Origin of the sequence: Kitasatospora arboriphila (assembly GCF_039528095.1) — a bacterium.
Lineage (GTDB): Bacteria > Actinomycetota > Actinomycetes > Streptomycetales > Streptomycetaceae > Kitasatospora > Kitasatospora arboriphila.
In genome coordinates, this window is record NZ_BAAALD010000121.1 from 1 (window position 1) to 19,533 (window position 19,533).

The 19,533-nt window shown below is 70.9% G+C and carries 11 protein-coding genes and 1 pseudogene; 2 read left to right on the forward strand and 10 right to left on the reverse strand.

Translation table 11 applies throughout. From position 1 onward, the window contains the following. Positions 1 to 715: 715 nt before the first annotated feature. The 8 genes from ABD353_RS35425 to ABD353_RS35460 form a co-directional block, all read right to left on the reverse strand. Entirely contained in the window at positions 716 to 2,029 is a 1,314-nt protein-coding gene (locus ABD353_RS35425) for an AbiJ-related protein (protein ID WP_344627821.1), read from the reverse strand. A gap of 435 nt (positions 2,030 to 2,464) precedes the next feature. Next, entirely contained in the window at positions 2,465 to 7,213 is a 4,749-nt protein-coding gene (locus ABD353_RS35430) for a P-loop domain-containing protein (protein ID WP_344627822.1), read from the reverse strand. Continuing rightward, positions 7,210 to 7,842, reverse strand: coding sequence for a hypothetical protein (locus ABD353_RS35435; RefSeq protein WP_344627823.1), 633 nt, complete (start codon positions 7,840 to 7,842; stop codon positions 7,210 to 7,212). Before ABD353_RS35435 ends, ABD353_RS35430 begins: the two co-directional genes overlap by 4 nt. A 413-nt stretch (positions 7,843 to 8,255) precedes the next feature. Continuing rightward, positions 8,256 to 9,224 carry an AAA family ATPase gene (locus ABD353_RS35440; protein WP_344627824.1) on the reverse strand — a complete coding sequence of 323 codons (969 nt, stop codon included), beginning with the start codon at positions 9,222 to 9,224 and terminating at the stop codon, positions 8,256 to 8,258. Then, on the reverse strand, positions 9,221 to 10,747 hold the full coding sequence (locus ABD353_RS35445; RefSeq protein ID WP_344627825.1) for a S1 family peptidase: 1,527 nt from the start codon (positions 10,745 to 10,747) through the stop codon (positions 9,221 to 9,223). The genes ABD353_RS35440 and ABD353_RS35445 overlap by 4 nt, the downstream gene beginning before the upstream one ends. Before the next feature lie 17 nt (positions 10,748 to 10,764). After that, positions 10,765 to 11,082 carry a CU044_2847 family protein gene (locus tag ABD353_RS35450; protein ID WP_344627826.1) on the reverse strand — a complete coding sequence of 106 codons (318 nt, stop codon included), beginning with the start codon at positions 11,080 to 11,082 and terminating at the stop codon, positions 10,765 to 10,767. Positions 11,083 to 11,367: 285 nt separating this feature from the next. Further along, positions 11,368 to 11,988, reverse strand: coding sequence for a hypothetical protein (locus tag ABD353_RS35455; protein WP_344627827.1), 621 nt, complete (start codon positions 11,986 to 11,988; stop codon positions 11,368 to 11,370). Between the two features lie 2 nt (positions 11,989 to 11,990). Next, positions 11,991 to 14,828 (reverse strand): DnaB-like helicase C-terminal domain-containing protein, encoded by a 2,838-nt coding sequence (locus ABD353_RS35460; RefSeq protein ID WP_344627828.1) that lies wholly within the window; start codon positions 14,826 to 14,828, stop codon positions 11,991 to 11,993. Positions 14,829 to 15,444: 616 nt separating this feature from the next. Between ABD353_RS35460 and ABD353_RS35465 the strand changes: the two genes are divergently transcribed. Both ABD353_RS35465 and ABD353_RS35470 read left to right on the forward strand, forming a co-directional pair. Next, positions 15,445 to 16,140 (forward strand): hypothetical protein, encoded by a 696-nt coding sequence (locus ABD353_RS35465; RefSeq protein ID WP_344627829.1) that lies wholly within the window; start codon positions 15,445 to 15,447, stop codon positions 16,138 to 16,140. Positions 16,141 to 16,400: 260 nt separating this feature from the next. Beyond that, positions 16,401 to 17,288, forward strand: a pseudogene (locus ABD353_RS35470) (hypothetical protein); the annotation flags it as partial. Here the strand turns inward: ABD353_RS35470 and ABD353_RS35475 are convergent. Further along, positions 17,245 to 17,442 (reverse strand): hypothetical protein, encoded by a 198-nt coding sequence (locus ABD353_RS35475; RefSeq protein ID WP_344627830.1) that lies wholly within the window; start codon positions 17,440 to 17,442, stop codon positions 17,245 to 17,247. The pseudogene ABD353_RS35470 and the gene ABD353_RS35475 overlap by 44 nt on opposite strands. 870 nt (positions 17,443 to 18,312) lie before the next feature. Then, complete coding sequence (locus ABD353_RS35480; RefSeq protein WP_344627831.1) at positions 18,313 to 19,092, reverse strand: hypothetical protein; 780 nt, start codon at positions 19,090 to 19,092, stop codon at positions 18,313 to 18,315. Positions 19,093 to 19,533 lie beyond the last annotated feature (441 nt).

Consider the following 19,533-nt stretch of genomic DNA (forward strand, 5'->3'; position numbering starts at 1 on the left):
CGCGCCGTCTCCTCCGGAGACATGACGCGCCGTCACTACCGTGACGGAATGCTGCGGCGCCGCTCCGCGACGCCAGCTGGCTGGGGCGGTGTGAGGTGAGGCGGTTCGACGTAGTGAGTGGTTGCGGTCACCGCCGGCCTGGTTCTGGTCGCACCGGGCTTCCTCGGCGGGTGGTTCTCTCAGAACTGCTTTGACCTGCTGGTTTTGTGGAGATCGGTTCGGACGGGGTGTCTCGTGGCCGCTGTGCGTCCTCATTCTAGCGTTCTCAGTGCCCTCCGGGCACGTTCCGCCTCTGGCGGAGCCGAGAGGTCTGCGCGGGCCGACCAGCAGTTCCGTTCCCTCTGCCACAGAGGTTTCTGTGACCTTCAGTCAGGTCTGAATATGGTCTAAACCTTATCATTTGGTTTAGACCATTCTACTTGGCAACTAGAGAATGAGGGCTGACCGGCCGATGCTATGTAACGGGATGTCGGCGGCTTCCGGGCGATCATATGTAATGCCTCTAGGGCGAGGTGTCGGCAATACACAACTGGTGGACCGGGCGGATTCTGTATCGCACACGGCTGCCCTTCACCGCGGCCGGATGTCGGCAACAAGGCGCAGCGGGGCGGTGGTGAACTCGTGGGCTGTTGCTCGGCGTTGTGGGGCTGGCGCGGGCCGGTCGGCCTCCGGTGTAGGGGGGCGGCTGCCCCACGCTCCTGGTCGGGTTCGGGTGTCAGGTGCTGGGGGCTGTGTGGTGGGGCTCTGCCTGCGGGATGGTCAGACTGTGGTGGGTGAAGAGTCCGGTGAAGAACTGCTCGAGGAGGGGGCCGGCGCGGTGTCGATTGCTGAGTTCGGTGGAGCTGAAGCGGTAGACCTCGTAGCCGCGGAGCTTGAGGTCGCGGTCGCCGCGGACGGTGTCCTCATAGGCCTTGGCGCTCGCGTAGTGGTGGCGGCCGTCGACTTCCAGGACGGCACGGTGGCCGCCCGGTAGGAGCATGAGGAAGTCCATACGGTGGTTCAGCAGGGCTTCGACGCCGCGCTGTTGGACGGTCTTGTGGTCCCAGTGCAGCCAGACCTCGGGCAGCAGGGCAGGCAGGGTCCAGGCGCGGGCGCCGTAGATCCGGTGGTAGAGCCGGTAGAGGTCGCGCTGGGGAGAGACGTCCTCACTGGGCATGGAGGCCAGCAGCCGGTTGTAGAGGTCCTTCTTGGCCTGCTCGGTGTCGTCGGTGCCGGTCTTGTCCTGCCACCACTGCTGCAGGTCGCACCAGCGGAGGCCGTCCGGGCCGACGGTCCGGTCGTAGACGAGGACCTGGTCCATGCCCTGCAGGACCTCGAGGTCATTGTCGACGACGCTCAGGAAGCGAATGTCGGGCTTGGCGGTGGTGGCGAAGATCAAGGTCTTCGGCCGGCGGACGGCGCCAGGCCCGGTGCGCAGCAACTGGAAGTGCGGGTAGCCGTCGCGCTCGCCGGTCTGCTCGAGGCGAATTGCGGCCGGTGCCAGCACCGCGTTGATCGCCTCGACGAGCCGACCCTGGGCGGCGGCGTCCGGCAGCGTGGCCGGGTCGACCAGGGCCTCGAGGAAGCGAGTGAACCTGGCGGAGCCGGCATCGAAGACCCCGAGCTGCTCGAACAGCTCCTCCACCGACCAGTCCCCACGGTTGCGGAACACATGCCGGCGGATCCGGGCCCGCAGGCTCGTCGACGACGATCCCGTCCACAGCGCGACCGGGTCGTCGTCCAGAAGCCAGAACCGTTCCAGCGCGCGCTCGAACCTGTCTGGGCGGTAGAGCAGCTCGTCGAGGTCGATCGCGTCGGCCAGCTCGCGGCGCACCCGGCCCGGGATCTCGATGACCGCTCCGGCCTCCCAGACGGCGTCCTCGAGGGCGAACCGCTCCTTGCCGCGGACGGACACCTGCGGGGAGTGGAGGAGGCGCTGCGCGGCTGGGAGGAGGTTGTCGTCCGGGAGGGCCTTGAGGCAGGCTTCCAGGCGCTCGCTCTTGGTGCCAGTGTCTTCCCCGGGTATCGGCAGCCCGAGCTCGGGCCCCAACGCGGTCAGTTGACGGTGGGTGCAGGAATGGAGCTCCCACATAGCTGTGCTGACCGCTTCTCGCAGCTTCGTCGGATCCACCGCCACGGGCCGAGTGTGGCAGACCCCTCGGACAGCTGTCCCGGGAGCGGCGCAGCGGCGGTGCCTGGCGTACTCGGGGGGCTCTGCAACAGAAGGGTCTGCACGGTGGGGGCGGGCGTGGGGAGCGGGCTGTGGGTGCACTCGGGTTCTTCTGCGGCCGGGGCGGTGCCGGGATGAGGTTCCATGGGCTGCTGGAGGCTTTCGGGGCTCGGGGGCTCCGACAGACGGCGCAGCGGTGGGTCTGGACGGGCGGGGTGGGTGGCTGCTTGTCCTCTCCACGCGGCCAGGCTCGAGAGGCAAGAGGATCAGGTCCGGCGCGGCAGGGCAGCCGACTGAAGTGACGGCCGAAGGCCGCTAGCCGGTCGGACGCAGGCCGCTGTACGCCGTACCTTGCACACGAAGCATCTCCGACTGCCAGGCGCGGTGTGGCAAGGCGAGGCGAAGTGTCACGGTGAGGTCATTGGCCGGAGGTAGGTCGGCCGACCACCGGGTTCGCATCCACAAATCGAGGTCTTCCCCAGCCGAGAGCCAGAGCGGAAGCCGCAGGCCGCCGTCGGGGTCGACTGCGGCCCAGCCAGGGTCCGGTGCGGTCGTGGCATCGAGCGACATACTCGTCGGCATCTCCGTGCTTCCCACGCTGAGGAGCACCGCGCGGAGCTCGAGGTCTACCGCGGCGAAAAGGCGGCAGCGGACCACGAGCTCCTGGTCTGGCATATTTCCCTCCACGGCCACGTCCGCGATGTCGATGCTCGCGGCACCGGGCTGGGAGAAGGGGCTGCTGACCGTTCGAGGTGCCGCGAGGTCGAGGTCGAGCAACCAGAGGTTTCCGGAGGCGTCGCGTGCCGCAAGCCAGGTGTCGGCTGCGGCAACGGCGGTGACAGCGCCTTCCAGGACGACGGTGTGCACAGGCTCGGACTCGGCGACGTCCCACAACACCAATCGGCCGTCCTGACCACCGGACACCACCCTGGCACCAGCGGTGGCGAGGACGGTGACCGGTCCGTCGTGGGCGTGCCGTACGTCGAGCGGCCCCGGCGAGACCGCGGGTACGATCCGGACGTTTCCGTCACCGGCACCGATGACGATGTTCCCGCCGTCCGCTACCGCAACTGCGGTGATCGGTCTCTTGGCTCCACTGACGAGTGTGCGCCACTCCTCGCCCGTGGCGCCGTCGAAGAGGTGGACGTTGCCAGTCTCGGTCCCGGCGACCACGATGCGATCGCGACGGTCCGGAAGCGGACCACCGCTAGCGAGCGCCGTGACGGTCGCGGGCAACCGGATGGTGTTGAGAAACGATCCGTCCGTTCTCGCGATCTGCAGTACCCGGCCTCTCGTCGCGGTCACCGTCCCGGGATATCGCACCACGAGCCAGACCGTGTGACGGTATACGGTCTCCTGGCCCACGACGATGTCAGTGGACCTATCCAGCCCCAGATGCACACCACCCAGTGACTCGGCTAGGGGCGAGGTCCGGCCTTCACTGTCCAGGGTCCAGATCTCTCCCTCTTCGTCCATGAGCGCCGCCTGCTCTTCTCCCGGAGTGGTGGACAGTATCGCTGGCGTCAACCGCACCCGGTGGGGCGCTCTGGGGGTACCGTCTCGGTGCACCACCGCGATCTGCGACTCGACTCCCGCGAGTACATCCTCGCTCCGCACGGCGAGGCAGCCGAGGCCCACGTGCACGTCGGATGGCCTGGTTGGCAGGATCCGGGCCTCGACCGAACCGTCGCCGCAGAGGATCGTGTACCGGTTACCGACTGCTGTCATGGACCGGATGCCCCCGGGGAAGCCACGCGCCACGTGCCAGGCGGGGCCGCCTCGGGGAGACCAGAGCCGGACCGTACCGTCGGCGCTCCAGGAGAGCACGCCGCCCGCCGTTTCCAGACAGCCGGTCACGGCGTCCTCGTGTCCGGTGAGGACCACCGGGCTGGCTTCGGTCGGGGGCCATATGCGGAGTGTGTTGTCGGCCGACGCGGAAACCACGCGTCCGTCCGCCAGCACCGTCAAGGCCAGCACCGGCCCCTCGTGTCCCGCCCAGGACAGCACAGGGGTGCGCCGGTCGACATTCCACAAGAGCACCATGCCGTCGTCCCCGCCGGATACGAACGTCCGGCCGTCGGGCAAGTAGGTGGCGCAGCGAACGGCGCCCCGGTGCCCGGTGAACACACGGGCCCGGTTGCGTCTGGTGTCCCACAGCCTGATTGTGCCGTCCTGGCTGGCGGTGAGAAGCAGCTCGCCGTCGGCGGCAGCTGTGATGCGGGCGCCGTGGCCGACGAGCAGCCGCTGGGAACGGGTCTTCGAGTAGGGTTCGCCGTAGTGGTGCACTGTGCCCTCGGGTGTGGCGAGGACGGTGGTAGAGGCGAGACAGGCGGCGAAGTCCACGACCTTCGGAGGGCGCCCTAGCTCGATGATGACGGGCTGACTCAGTGCGGGCACCAGGGTTCGGATGATGAAAACTTCGCGCTCCGACCACGCTGCGAACGAGCCAGCTGGGCCCGCCACAGCCCCTTTCAGTGGGGACGGCGGCACGCGTGTGAAGACGGGCTCGTCGAGGAACCGCACGGCCTCACGCTCGAGGAGCAGGGTGGAGTCGTCCGGGAGCATGGAGCAGGCCAGGACGGGGCCGGGCTCGCGGCGGGGCAGCGTTGCTCCCCGCAGTGCGTCGTGGTCCAGGACACGGGTCACCCGCAGTGGCGGTCGGGCGAGCGGCTCTTGGAATACCTTGTCGAGCCAGTCTCCGTCCGTGATCTCCTTTCGTAGCCGGTCGTGGAGTTGGGCAGCGAAGTGGGCTGGCATGACCCGGTTCTTGGCCAGGGCGTGGACGGCCTGCCGCATGCCCTCCACCCGGGGATCGCCGGTGGCGGTGGTGACGGCTGTCAGATCGGTGGTGAGGGCTGTGGGGTCCTCGGCGTAGCGCAGCCGGAGGTACCTCAGATCGAGGCAGAGATCGATGGCACGGGGGAGGTCGGGCGCTTCGAGTGCGTGGTGGACTGCTGCGGCGCGCAGGGTGGCACTGTCACCGTGCGGGTCGGGGCTCTCGAGTTGCGCGAGCCGACGATGGAGAGCGTTCAGGAAGTCTGCGGCCTCGTCGAGTTCGCGCAGTCGAATGGCCACTGAAGGGTCCGTCAAGCGGATCAGGTCGTCGACGCCGGAGGGACAGACCAGCCTGTTGGCGGTGCAGGCTAGGCGGAACTGCTCCCATGTGCCCGCGCCCTCCGGTGGATCGGGCATGAGGGCGGCGCAGTCTGCCCAGGTGTTGCGCCCGTCGGCGGCGACCAGGAGGAACAACCAGAAACGTAGGGGATGACCGTCCCCCTGTGTCCAACTCCTGGCCCCCCCTGCCAATGTGTTCAGGACATTGTCCCAGCGGGTGGTGAGCGATGGCGGGATCGCGTCGAGCGCGGCTGTTCCCGCAGGCTGCTTTAGGAGCCAGTGGAGCAGCCGCGAGAGTCGGCCGGGAAGCCCGTTGGCCTCATGGAGGAGCGCTTTATCTGGGACGGCACCGCCGAACGCGGCCATCAGGCCTGCACGGTCGCGGTCGAGCATGGCATGGCAGACGTCCCTGTCGCTCCGTTCGTCACGGTTGACAACCTGCCATCGCCGCTGCCGCCGCTGCTGCCCCGGCCGTCGGTGATCGAGAACGGGCCGGTCGGCCCGCACCCCGACCGCGTACCGCACACCGTCCGGTGGCCAGTCGGGCAGCGGCACGGGCGACTGTTCGACGATTGTGTTGTGGCCGACGGCGTCGCGGCCGTCGATCAGGATCACCAGCGGACGTTCGAGAAGAGTCTTCTGGTCGGCCAGTGCCTGTAGCAGCTGCTCCAGAACAAGGACGGAATCCGGCTCCGGCCTGGCGCGGCGGGCCTTGTTCTCCGCCGCGGAGCCGAGCAGGATGGCAGCGGCTCGGAACACCCGGTACTCGGCGCCCAGTTGTGCGATCAGGGACGCCGCCACCACATCCGGATCGTCGCGCTCGGGCGGCCCGGCGCCGTAGAAGTGCTCGATGACGGCGACCCCGCGGCTACGCAGATCGTCGGCGGCGGCAACCAGCAACACGGACTTTCCCACATCCTGCGGACCGGGGACGACGATCCATCCCCCGTCCATCGAGTCGGCCGCCAGGACGGTCCTCAACCGGGCCAGCTCGTCCCCCCGGCCGAGGCAGGGACGCAGTGTGGCCTTCAGTGCCTCGTGCCGCAGTCCGCCGGGGTCGAACTGGGAGGTCCGCTCCGCGCGTCCGAGCCGGAACGCCCGGCCTGCGAGGGTGACCAGGGTGACGTTGTCGGTTCCGGTCTCCACCTGGACGGGTTCTCCGGGGCGCAGCGCCACGCGCTGGCTGTGGGCTTGCTCTCCGTCTTCCCAGCGCACCTCGAGGATCAGCGGGTCGGTGTCGGGGATGTCGTCCAGCAGGACCGCGTCCTCACTGGGTGCTCCGAGTATGACGGCGCCGTCCAGGAGCTGCACTGGGAGCAGTGTGGTCGGCAGCGACTGGAGGAGCCAGGGTAGCCAGACTGCGGATTCCGCTGTCGTGAGGCTCTTGGTCACCCGGTCGGCGCGCCCGTCGAGGCGGGCGCCGGCGGCCACCACGGCGACGCGTGGGAGGAGTGTGTCGGCGAGGTCCGCCGGCAGACGTGCCACGGCACCGAGCAGCCACCGGGCCACGCCCGGGTCGCGTTGCCGGTTCAGCTCTTCCAGGCCGGCGAGCAGTAGCTGTTCGATCTCCTCGCGGGCGCCCGGAGGCTTGGCGGTGTCCAGGTAGTGCACCTGCTCCTCCAGGCGCACCGACCAGTGGGCATTGTGGTGGGCGGAGCTGACGAGCGGCCAGGCGTTGGTCAGCAGTCGTGCGCGGGTGGGGGCTGACAGGTCCTGGCGCAGTGTGTCGGCTACGGCCGGGTCGAGCGCGATCGCGGTGGTGTCGCGGGCTGTGACCAGGTCGCTGAACCACAGGTCGGCCTCGGCCGCCGCGTCGGCGTGCGGGAGCAGCAGCCGCAGGTTGCGCAGCAGCGCTGGCTCAACCCGGACCGCGAGGGAGCAGACCGTTGCCAGCTCGGCCGCTGCGGGACTGCGGTGGCGGAGCCGGGCGATGCGCGTGGCCGCGGTCACAGCGGGCTCCGGGCCAGGTTGGCGGCCCGATCGGCCGTCCTGCGGGCGCTCGCGACGTCGGTCGTGCGGTCCCAGGTGGCGAGCGTGAGGTGGCGGGTGGCCCAGGCCGGCCAGCGTGGCGGCGGGTAGGGCATGAGGAGGATCAGCGGGCAGCCGGCGCCGTGGACGGTCCGCGCGAGGGCGAGCCAGTTGCGGCGGCATGGCGGGGGTGTGCCGGAGGCGGCCGCTGCGATGCCCGCGTCGGTGGCGATGAGCACGGCGCAGGCGCTGACCGGCGGTCGGTACGGACGGTCGCGGATCTCACCGTCCAGGTCGCCGACGAGGTCCGGTTCGCCTGTAAAACGCAGCACGCACACCTCGTCCTGCCCGGTGACGCTGCGCAGCTGTCGAACCAGCAGGTGCAGGTCGCGGAGGAAGGGCCGCATCGACGGGCTCATGTCGAGGAGGAGTTGTACGCCGCTGCGGGTGGTGCGGGTGGGTTTGCGGGGGATCTCGTTCACGGCTTGGCGGGTTGCCAGCAGCTCGACCAGGTGGGGGATGTCGATGTCCGGGCCGGGGCGTACGGCGCTGGCGAGCTGGGCGAGGATGGCGCGCTGGTGGTCGGGGCGCAGCAGCGACGGTGCGGTCATCCCCGGACCGGGGGCGGGGGCGGGGAGGAGACTCTGGATGGGCGCCCGTGCTCGTCGGGGTGGCGCGGGTGCGAGGTTCAGTTGGTCGACCGAGACAACGGGTCTGGGCCTTCGGGGGTCGTCGCCGGCGGGCCGTACCCGGTTGTCGGGTCGTTCCTCGGCTCGCTCCCGCGTGGGCGACGGGCGGGTGGGCCGCGGCGGCACTGGTGGTGCGGTCGGCGGCACGTGGGGGCGGGGCGGGCCAGGCTCCCGGGTCAGGCCCAGCAGGAGTGCGGCGTGGGCCAGTACGTCGCGGGCCGGGTGCAACAGGCCAGCGACGCGGACGAGGTCGCCCGGTGAGAGGGGCGGGCGGCGGCCGCCAGGCCGCTCCCGGGTGGCCGGTGCCGGGGTCGTGCTTCCGGGTGCCGGGGGGTTCATCGCAGGTCCGGATCGGTGGGCTTGCGGGCGGTCGCCCCGACGATGTCCGGCCAGAGGGGGTGTCCAGGACCGATGCTGAGCCGCTCGGCGGCGGCGATGGTGTCCAGGAATTCGGCTGTGCTCACGTCGAGGCCGTCCTCCTCGGCCCGGTCTTCGGCGCCCTCCGCAGCGTCGTCATCGTCCTGCAGCGCGCCGAACGACTGGAGCACGTCCTGGAACAGGGTGTCCTCTCGGTGCCCGAAGTGCGCCCTCGCGATCTCCAGCAGGCGCTCGGCGCTCGGTGGCCGCAGCACGAGGACGACGCAGCGGCGCAGGAACGCCTTGGGAAGCTCGCGCTCCTCGTTCGTCGTCAGGACGACCAGGGGCGGCGGATCCGCCGCTTCGACAATCACTCCGTCCTCGCGCCGGAACCGGTAGGAGCCGAGGGGCTCCAGCAGGTCGTTGGGAACGTCGGGATCGGCTTTGTCGATCTCGTCGAGCAGGACGACAGCCCCGGAGCCGTCGGCCCCCTCGTTTGGCTCCGGGAGGAGGTCGCCCGCCGCCGGGCCGAGCCCGCGGTGCGCCGCGGTCTGCGGATCGAACGCCCACCAGAGGACACCGGGCACGACGTAGTGAGAGCGCGACCGTACCTCGTGGGCCGAGGCGTCGCTGAGCCGGCCCACTTCATCGACGCCCCACAGCAGGTCCTGTGCCTGGGTACGGGAGGAGATGGTGCTGCGGTAGAACCGCCGGCCGAGCTGGTGGGCGACGCTGGGTGCGAGGGAGGACTTGCCCCGCCCTGGCCTGCCGCGCACCAGCAGGGGGCGCTCGGTGGCCAGCGCGACGTTGACGGCGAGCACGATCTCCTCGTCGTAGACGTAGACCTGCTCGGGGGTCCGGTCGCCAACACGGAACGCGGCGACGGTACCCGTCGGGGGTCGGAGCGGCGGATCGAAGATCCGCTGGTAGTCGATGCTCGCGGTCATAGGTTCGCCGCCAGTTCCACTTGGTACTTGGTGTCCTGGTAGTCCTCTACGGCCTGTTCCTCGTCTGCGGCACTCAGCGACACCGGGAGGGAGACCAGCCGCGGGAATCTCTTGATCCCCGGCGAGACGCGCGGTGCGGAGATTACGAACAGGCAAGCGGGGAACTGCTGTTGGAGCCGGTCGAGAAGGTCCCGGTCAACGTCGGACGAACCGGCGGGCAGCACGAAGATGCGGTTGCGCGCGTGCTGGAGCGCCTGGCTTCCCTTCCTCCGCCACAAGGCCTCGACGGCCCTGGTGTCGTTCGGGTCCTCCACCCTGGTGGTGTCGTGCAACAGCTCCGCCCGGATGGAGTGCACAAGCCGCAGGGGCAGCCCTGTCCCGGGGTCGGTCTCGGCGTCCGGTGCGCTCAGGGGGACGGCCTGCCAGTCCGTCGTGACCGGTGCCCGCCGTACGTACCACTCCAGGGTCAGCCCGTCCGTGCAGGAGATGTGCACGACCCGGGGACTGGAGGCGTCGCGTTCGCGGGCCAGCAGCGCCGCGCCGTCCGGGGCGACCCACGGCCGGCTCCGCACCCAGGAACAGCAGGCCGCGTACCGGAGCAGCATGCAGGCCTTGTCCGCGTTGTGCCGGGCTCCGGACAGCGCGCGCAGCGCGACGCACAGCTGCTCCAGGGGGATCCCGAGCAGTGCCAGGGCCAGGTCCTCGCTGTCCACCGGACCCGCGGCCTCGACCGCCCACGCGGCGGCCAGCATGGACCTGCGCCACTCGTCGGGCACGTCGGCCAGCTCGTCCCTGACGCGTGCGAGCACCCGGCCGAGGCGACGGCGGTGAGCTGCCATGGTGGCGTTCTCATCGGAGGGGGCGGCGCGACGGTTCGCCGCCTCCAGGTCGTGGTGGGTGAGCGCGTCGAGGATCATCGCCGTGGGGACCACGACGGCGCCGGCGCTGGAGGACTTGTCCCGGGTGAGTTTGATAAGTCCGATGACGACGCCGCTGTCCAGGTGCACCACCGGAGCACCGCTCGCCCCGGGCTGTACCTGGCCACACGTCGTCTTCAGCAGCGGATGCGAGGCCCCCTGGACGCACCGGAGCGCCTCGAAGTCCATCGGCATGCCCTCCCACATCGATAGCCCGGCGATAGAGGGCCAGCCCCAGGCGAACAACCGGTCATCCTTCTGGGGTGTGACGCGCTGGAGTTCGACGCACGCATGATCGGGTAACGGCCCGGTCGTCGCCGTGACCTTGAGCAAGGCGACATCTGGCAGCGCATACAGGCTGCCATCGTGGGAGGAGAAGTCACCGTCCTCGGGGTCCCGGCACAGCACCTCGGCATCGAGCTCCTGGCCGTCGTAAAACACACGGGTGTGCCCGTCCGGGACGACATGCGCACAGGTGAGCACCCAGTTCTCGGTGACGAAGAAACCGGTTCCGCTTCCGAGCTCCGAGCCGTCCGCATCCCGGGTCTCCACCCGGACGGTGGCGGCTCCGAGCGCATCACGGTGGTATGCCTGCCGGTCGATCATGATGCAGCTCTAATTGATCAGTCGCCCCATTCAAGGGTGACCTTCACGGTCGCCTCACCAGAGGCGTCGACCAGGAACGCGGTCATCACGCCGCTCTTCATCGCGATGTTCAGCCCGAACTCGACCGAGGCTCGCCTGGGCTTCACAGCTTCTATCGCCTGCTGGAGGTCTGTCGCGAGAGCGGTGACCGTGCCCATGAAGTTCCGCAGATCCGGAATCCCCGCTTTGACTGACTCCTCACCGCCGCCAGCACCGTCCACCGACGTGACCTGTACGAGAAGGGTCCGGCCGTCCGGGGACGTCTTCGCCACGACGGTCTGTTTGGTGTCCGCCATGTGCCTACCTCCACAGAGCGTGGGCTTCAGATGGGGGTATTTCCACCATAGAACGCATACGATCGGACGGCTCCCGGCTGGCCGCGACGTGGCATGGCGACGTGGGCCCCATGGTGAGAGGACTCGAAGAATGGCCCTGCCGGCGATGTCGTAAATGATCTTAAAGGGGCTGAAGCCCCGAGTCGGGGCCGCGTGGCATCAGAGTGAGAGATCCGCAGCGGCAGCCAGCAGGAACGGGCTCGCCTCCGATCAACCGGGGGACGGCGGCTGGGCGGAGGGTGAGGGTCAGGCGCCGAGGCCGATGTGGGAGACGTAGGTGTAGGCGCCCCAGTCGGAGTCGAGGTCGGCGATGACGTCGTCCCAGATCTCCTCGAGCTTCGCCTCGTCGCCGGCGACCATGGCGTCCACCGCCTCGTCCCAGACGTAGCGGACCTGGATGCTGCGCAGGCGGAGGTTGTCGCGGCGGTACTTGGGGGTGACGGGTTCCTGGTTGACGGGGTGGATCTCGATGCGGGTGCCGTTGCCGGCGTTGTTGAGGTGCTGCTTGAAGCCACCGGGGTTGGCGAGGACGTTGGCCGCGCGCAGGTTCCAGTAGGCGGTGTCGATGGCTTCGAGGTTGGCGGGGCGGGGTTGCTGGGTGCCGTGGGTCCAGGCGCGGATGGTGCGGGGGGTGGCGGTGATGCCGGCGTCGGTGAGGGCGGCCGGTCCGCCGGTGGTGGTGGTGAGGTAGCGCATGCGGGCGGTCAGGCCGCGGCGGGTGGTGGGCGGGGACTTGATGCCGCCGTCGATGATCATGCGTTCCAGGGCGTCCTCGAGGGCCCGGCCGAGGGCGATCTTGCCGTGGACGTTGCCGGCATCCAGGTGGGCGCCGTGCTTGCCGAAGTTCTTCCATCCGTCGGTCGACACGTTCAGGCGGCCTTTCGGGTGCGCGGGAGGGTGTACTGCTCTTTGAGCTTCATCTGGGTGGTGAGGCGGCCCTCGGTGAACACTCTGCGCCAGTCGGTGGTGTCGCTGGTGGTGTGGAGTTCGTCGGTGCCGCGCAGGGCGACGACGGTCAGGCCGTGGGTGTGGGCGCGGTGGGCCTTGTACCAGAGGTTGGCGAAGGCCTGGGAGCGGATGATGTGCATCCAGTCGGGGCGGCGCAGGTCCCGGTTGTGGGTGGATTCGCCGATGGTGGAGACGAACTTGGCGTAGATCGCCTTCACGTAGGCCTCGGTGACGGCGTCGGTGAGGGTGATGGCGTTCTCGCGGGCGATGGTCAGGACGCGGCGGAACTTCTCCAGCAGGCTTTCGCTGGCGCCGGAGGTCCAGGCCTCGGTGATGTGCGGGGCATCGCACAGGCCCAGCTTGTGGCAGCGGATCAGCAGGCGGACGGTGGCGTCGTCGAGGAGGACGGGGCCGGTCTCGCGTCGGTTGCCGATCGGGTCGGGCAGGTGCGGGTACTCCCAGACGGGGCGCTTGGGCAGCAGGTAGATGCCGGAGCGCTTCGGGTCGAAGCCGCCGTCCCTCTGGTGCTGCAGGGCGCCGATCGGCAGGTGGGTCTTCAGGGCGGTGCAGTAGGCGGCGTTGGTGTCCAGGACATCGACCGCCACCGGGAGCAGCCGGCCCTTGCGCAGGTCGTCGAGGAGGACGACGTTCTCCCACTTGTGGCGGCCCTCCCAGATGTCGTCGGCGCCGTTGCGGGACTTCTTGCGCAGGAAGTCCAGCGTCTCGGGGTAAACGGTGTGTTCGTAGGTAGCGCCGACGCGGGTGGCGTCGAAGAGTTCCATCCCGTTCGGGATGGCCTTCTTCTCCAGCGCGGCGATCGCGGCCTCGGCGTCGCCGCCGTGTTCTTCCAGGGCCTGGTCGACCGCCGAGCTGATCATGTCGAGGTAGTAGCTGTAGTCCCGGTCCGAGTAGCCGGCGCCGCGGGCAGCCGCGGCCCGGGCACTGCCGGAACGGGCACTGGTGGTCGGGGCGCCGGGGGTCCGGGTGGGGCGCAGCGGCTGGTTGCCGGTCTCGAAGGTGGCGGGAACCTCCGCGTCGGTGGTTCGGGTGGGGCTCTGCGCGGTGGTGGCGGGCGCGTGGGACGGGCCGTGGGCGGCGGCGGCCGTCTCGGTGGCCAGGGTGGTGCCGGGAAGCGGCGCAGCGGGCTTGTGGGGGCCTTCGGTGGCCGTGTCGGGTGTCTGGGGCACCTCCATGGTGGCGGGCGCGGCAGGGTGCGGGTGGTCCTGCTGGGAGGACGCGGCGGGGCTCGTCGAGGGCGCGGCGGGCTCCGCGGCGGTGGTGACTGTCTCGCCGGGGGTGAGGTCGGTGAGGCGGGCGTGGGCCAGGTCGGAGGCCAGGGTGAGGGTGGCCAGGGGGCCGAGGTCGCGTTCGGCGACGGCAAGGCGGAGACGGCCGGTACCGAAGGCGGTGGGGGTGGTGGGGGTGTTGTCGGGGGTGAGGGTGAGGGTGAGGGTGACGTCGGCGGCCAGGGCGTGGATCAGGTCGGGGTTGTCGGTGTCGAGGGCGGCGAGCACCGGCAGGTGGCGGGTGCGGGCGAGGTGGGCCAGGGCCTGGCCGGCGTCGGCAAGGGCGGGCCCACCGGACAGGGGCAGGCGGGGGTCCGGGGCGGTCTGGAGGCGGTCGACGACCACGAGCACGAGGTCGGGGACGTCAGCGGCGGTGGTGGTGATCGCCTCCGCGTCCAGGCCGGTGCCGTCGTCGATCAGCAGCGGGGCCGCGGCGAGGAGTTCGGCGGTGCGGGCAACAGCCTGGCGCTCGGTGTCGTCAAGGGTTTGGGCGCGCAGACGGCGGTAGTCGACCGGAGTGTGGGCGGCGATCACGCGGGCGGCGACATCGGCCCGGGTCAGCCCGGAGGCCGCGTACAGGACGGTGCGCTGCTCGGTGAGCGCGGTGGCGCGGGCGGCACTGATCGTCAACAAACTCGCCCCGGTACCGGGGGCTCCGGCGACCAGGTAGAACCGGCCCGGCTGCAGACCACCCAGCGCGGCATCGAGGGCGGGGATGCCGGTCGGCAGACCCACCGGCGGAGTGTGCTCGCCGTCCCCGGCCGTAGCGGCAATGGCGGGGAACAGGGTGTCGAGGACCGTCCCGAGCGGAGCGAGCTGGCGGCGCGGGGGCGACGGCATCGCGGCGGCGGCAGACACCGCGGCCGACACGGCAGCTGGCTCGGGTGCGGGCGCAGCGGCGGCAGCTGACGGCCCGGCGGCCGGAGCAGGCTCGGTGACCGCGGCGGGCCCAGCGGCCGGGTCGAGGGGGTCGGCGGCGGTGTGGGGCGCCGCGGCCGGGGTCTGCGCGGCCGCGGCCTGCGGTGGGGCGGCGGGGGTATCGGCTGCGGTGATCGGCAGGGCGGGTGCGGTAGCCGGGGCAGCGGCTGGGGCGGCCGGCGGCGGTGTCGCGGTGGCCGGGAAGAGGGTGGTGGCGCAGGCCAGGACGGCCACCGGCCGCTTGTGGCGCAGCAGCACCTGCGGGGTGCCGGCGGCGGCGTGGGCGACCAGGTCGCCTAGGACAGGGCGGGCCTCGGCGATGCCGAAGGCGGGCGCACCGGCCGTGGGCAGGCCTGCTGTGGTGGCCAGGTGGGCGGAGACGAGCAGGGCCCGCTCGTCCTCACCGCGGGTGAGTTCGGTGATGGTGCCCTGCTCGGCGTCCCGGATGAGCTGGGGCAGCAGCGGCCGGGCCTTGTGCACGCCCAGCGACACCGCGGGCGCACCCGGGCCGGCGGGGGCGGTGGGGTCGGGTGGCGGGGCGGATGCGGCGGGCACTAGGGCCTCCAGGGGAGAAGGGGACGCAGCAGCGCAGAAGGGGCAGCGGCCGAGAATGTAACGCAAACCCTAGCATGTGCGATACATAAAATAGGTGCGTGGTGAGTCGCTTTTATCAGCAAGTACCTTCTGCTGTTCCAGTTTTGACTTGGAGTCAGATATGTAATGGTAGGGTGCTGTGATGGCCGCTCCCAGTCTCTCGCAGGGGGCTGAGGCTGCAGAGGACCTGTGCCTCCACGACCGCGGACCCGGGCTCCTCCTCGGCTGGCTCCTTGTCTCTGCCCTTGCCCCTCTCACACTCCGGATTGGGATCACCACCGTGGCCGACGGCACCACTCCAGCTGCACACCTTCCGGCCGAGAAAGGAACCGGGCCTACCGCCTCTGCCGGATCGCAGGACGGCGGCTCCCGCGCATCAGCCGGTTCCTCTCGCCCCCTGCTGCCCGACCAGAGGACTGCCCCATCCACACCGGCATCCCAGCCGCCCCAATCAGGTGCTCTGGACGACGGCGTTCTCTGGGACTTGACCGTCGGCTTCGAATACCGCAGCAGCTGTGATCCCTTCGGGAAAGTCATGTGGCGCCCCGTGGGTGGCTGGCTCTCTCATGAGTCCTCCATGTCGCGCGACATCGAGCACCATGTGGGCGACCCGGGCGAACTCGCCGAACAGCACATCGACTCGGACCTGACGTCGCTGGTCGAGAGACTTCGCCCCAGCACTCTCACGGGCAGCCGGTTCGATGTCCGGGCGGTCGTCCGTCAAGGCACCGCGCTTCTCGCCGCTGTCGAGGTCAGTCCGCAGCGACTGGCCGGGCTCATCCTCCAGGACACCTGCACAGCCATCGCAGAACTGCAGCTCTCCACCGGCCGCCTGGCACGCGAGGCGCTTCAGGCCGGGGTCAACACCTGGGAGATCACTACAGGGCTGAAGCAGTGCATGGGCACGGAGCGGGCCGAGTCACTGGTGACGGCGAGCCACACTGCCAACGATGTCAGCGCCCTCATCGCGGGTCGTCTGCCGAGCCGCCTCGCCATCGACGTCATTCCCTGTGAGGACGGCGTGGCCCGCATCATTGTGGAGATGTGGCCAGATCGGCTGCACTGGGAGGACGGAGAGGAAATCAACGACACCCTTCCCATCTGGGACGACCTCGTAGAGGAGGCCCGGCAGGAGGCCGCAGGCCTCCTAGCCCTGCTGAACACCCGCTATTCCGTCACCGCGCCCGACGGCCGACCGGCAACTCCCATCGACCTTGTACCTACAGGCCGATCGACCGGCTCGGCCACCATCCACGCGCAGGACGGGACCTGAGCCCCCATCCTCAGGTGCTTTTCCTTCCGCAGCACCTCGACGCAGGCCAGGGAGTCCATCAGCTCCTGGTGGACCTTCTGATGCTCACACTCGCAGGCGGCGTGCCACGGGTCGCAGGCAACACGGTCGTACGGGCTGTCCAGCGCCTCAGCTTGCCGTTTAACGTCGCTGTTCACTCGACCTGCTGAGATCTCCGGGAACCGCGGCAGCGACGCGGCCACATCCCATCACTCCCGGGCTGCCAGGCGGCGGGAGTCGCGCCGCACGGGCGGGTGCTGGTCCTGGTGCCCACCCTCGACCTGCTGACCCAGACCGTCGAGGAGTGGCGGAAGGTCGGGCATGACGGTCCGGCGGCGGCGGTATGCTCGCTGCAGGACGGGGCGCTGTTCGTGGCGGGCGTCCAGGCAGTCCACCTCAATGACGCCCTCGCCTGTCGGCCTCGCCCCGCTCGCCGCCACTGCGCGCCTGCGCCGCCTGCACCTCAACCCTGCGCCACCGCCGACCTGATCCCTGTTGCCGCACTGCCCGTCGAGGACCTGGCCGTTGACCTCGCCGTTGGCGCCGGCCTCACCCCGCTCACCGGTCACCGGCACCTCGCCGCACTCGCCGTTGGCGCCACCACCCCGATCGATCTCGCCCCGCTGCGCACCCTCCCGGCGCTGTGCGCCCTCGACCTGTCCCGCTGGCCCGCTGTGGGTGTGGCGCTGTTGGCCGCCGTTCCCGGGCTGCGGTACCCGGCTCTCTCCCCCGCCCGGTGGACCGCCCTGGACGCCGCCGGCCGCATCCCTGCCCGGCTGGCCGGCGCCCGTCTGGCCGGCGCCCTCGACCTGCTGGCCGTCCTCGGCACCGACACCTCCAGCGCCTACCGCCGCTCCGGCACCGTCGACGGCAACTCCTGGCCTCCCGGACATGGGAAAGCCGCGGGCGAGGCGGGTGGGCGGGGTCCGGGGCTGCCGCGGCTGTGGAGAAGGTCGTGTCGGGGCAGCGCGGTGGGGCGCGCCCCGGCAGTATGCGGGCGGGCGGGTGCTGCTCGGCCGGCTGTTCCGGGGTGCCATGGCTGCCCGTCAGGACGGTTCGTGAACCGCCGAGTCGGGGGGGCGGGGTTCATTCGTCGCGGGTGGTCGTGTGGGTGGTGGTGGGCGTGGTGAAGGCCTCGGCGAGGATGAGGCGGATGTGGCGTTCCTCGACGCCTGCTTCCCGGGCCGCTCGGATCCTGGCGGCGATGTCACCGGGCAGGCGGCCGCCGGGTCGCCTCGCCCAGGTGCTGGTGTCGTCGCCTGCCGCGGTGTCGTCGCCGGTCATGGGCGCGCCCGGGCGGCCGGGTACGCCGGTTCGTGCCGGGGGGTGGCCACCGCCTGGCCGCCCGGGAGCAGGCGCTCCGTGCTCCGGACCCGGCGGCGGGCCACGGCCGAGAACGGGCCGGCCGCGTCCACCGCGGCGGGTGCAAGGGCCGGCCCGGGGGTGGGCGCAGCGGTGCGTGCAGTCGGCCGAAGGTGGCGTGGGTGCCCGGTTGGAGAGCTCGTCATCTCCTCCGTGTCCCACGCTCCGCGGCCGCCCAATCCGGGGCCTACCCGGACGGGGCAGCAGTGGATTGCCGCGTCGCGCTGCGAGGGCCCCGCCGTGACCGGTACTTGATCTGGGAGTGTTCGGTGGAGCAGCCCAGAGGAGGTGTTCCGGTGGCCGCATCCGGCTGCCTTCCCCTGATGACAGGCCTGATCGTCCGAGTGCTGGTTCCGTGATCGAGAAGGCGCTGACGGAGCGTGGGGAGAACGGTGAGCGGACGCCGGCCGGGCTGAGCTCGGCGCGACGCCGGCGGTGTCGTTCAAAGCGGCGCCGGTTCCCGGGGCACTCGCTGCGCCCTCGGGGAAAGCCCCGGCGCCCTCGTCGACGCGGTCCTTGCCGGCCTGCCGCAGGTGGTGTCACCGACGGCACCGCCCTTGTCATCGTCTTCCTGTAACGCATGGCCGGCCGCGCGGCGCCGGCACACCGCCAACAGGACAAGGCCGCCGGAACTCGACCGGCGGCCTTGTGGCGACAGCCACTGTCAATTTCCTGGTCCCTCACCACCGACGCCACCCACCCGCCGCCCCCGCAGTGCCGCCGCTCGCCGGCACGGCACCGGCCCCGCCGGGCCGGACGCCCAGCCGGGGAGGGACGAGACAACGGGTGTGCCTACGGCCAGTGGACGAATGCCTCGCCGGGCCCGTGCGGGCCGGCGGCGGCGTCGTCGCGTGTCCCGGGCAGCGCCCGGCTGCGGCCGTAGCCGGTCACAGCGATGCGGCCGTCCTCGATCCGGACCGCGCCCACGGCCTCGTAGAGGCCGAGTGCCCTGACGACGTCCCGGGCCACCACGACCTTCCAGGAGGTCAGGCCCGCGGGCTGGCGTTCCTCGAGCTGGTGGCGGGCCGTCAGTTCGTCCCAGACCGTCCGGGCGGCTTCGTCCTCGGTGAGTGGCCCGGCATCGAGGCGCCGCCACAGGGCGGGAAGGCCGGCGCTGAAGTCCGCCGGGCCTTCGAGGTGGAGGCGGACGGACTGCCAGCCGCAGCGGGAGTCCTCGAATCGTGACACGGCCGCGAACAGCGCATCCTGGAGCGCTGCGGGGTCCTCCCGCAGGCGGCCGGCCGCGGGCCCGGGGCGCAGCCGCGGGCCGTCGGTCGCGACCAGGTCGGCGATGTGGGCCCACGCCAGCAGCACCTGCACACCGCGCAGGGGCGCGGCGGAGCGGCTTCCGGTCTCGTTGCCGCCGGTTTCCAGCAGATCGACGAGTTCCCGCGCGTCCGCGCGCAGCAGTTGCCCCGTCGTGGTCAACTGCCTGCCCCCGCCGACCCATCCGATCAGGGCGAGCATCTGCCCCAGCGCCGTCGGCAGCACCCCGGCTTCGGTGCGGCCGGCTTCCCCCGGCCCGGGTACGGCGTCACACGTCGTCCCCGGGCGCAGCTCGGTCTCCAGCACGAACTCATCCCTTCCCCCGGCCCGGGAGTTCCCCCCTGGCTCCCTTCACCGTATGCCAGAGTGGGCCGCCGTTCTGCCAGGGCACACCCCGGGCCAGCGGCGGCGCGATCTGGGTGCCGGTCGGTGGAGCCGGCGGTGGGCGCTCTCGTCGGCGGCCGGCGCGCTCGCGGCGAGCCGGGCGACCCTGGGGAGGAGGGCGACCCTGGGGAGGAGGGCGGGGATGTCGCCGCCCGGTCGCCTCGTCGCTGTTCTCGCGGCGCAGCCGCTGTGTTCACTGCTCGGCAAGGCCGTCGAGTTCGTCGGCGGCGGCGACGCCCGTGCAGTCCCAGGCCGGCCGGCCCCATGCCGTACCGGGTTCTGGCGGGGGCCGCCGTCAGGCAGGGTGCCCGATGCAGTCTCGGGGCGTGAAAAGTGGCCGGGCCCGGTGCGCTGATGCGCACC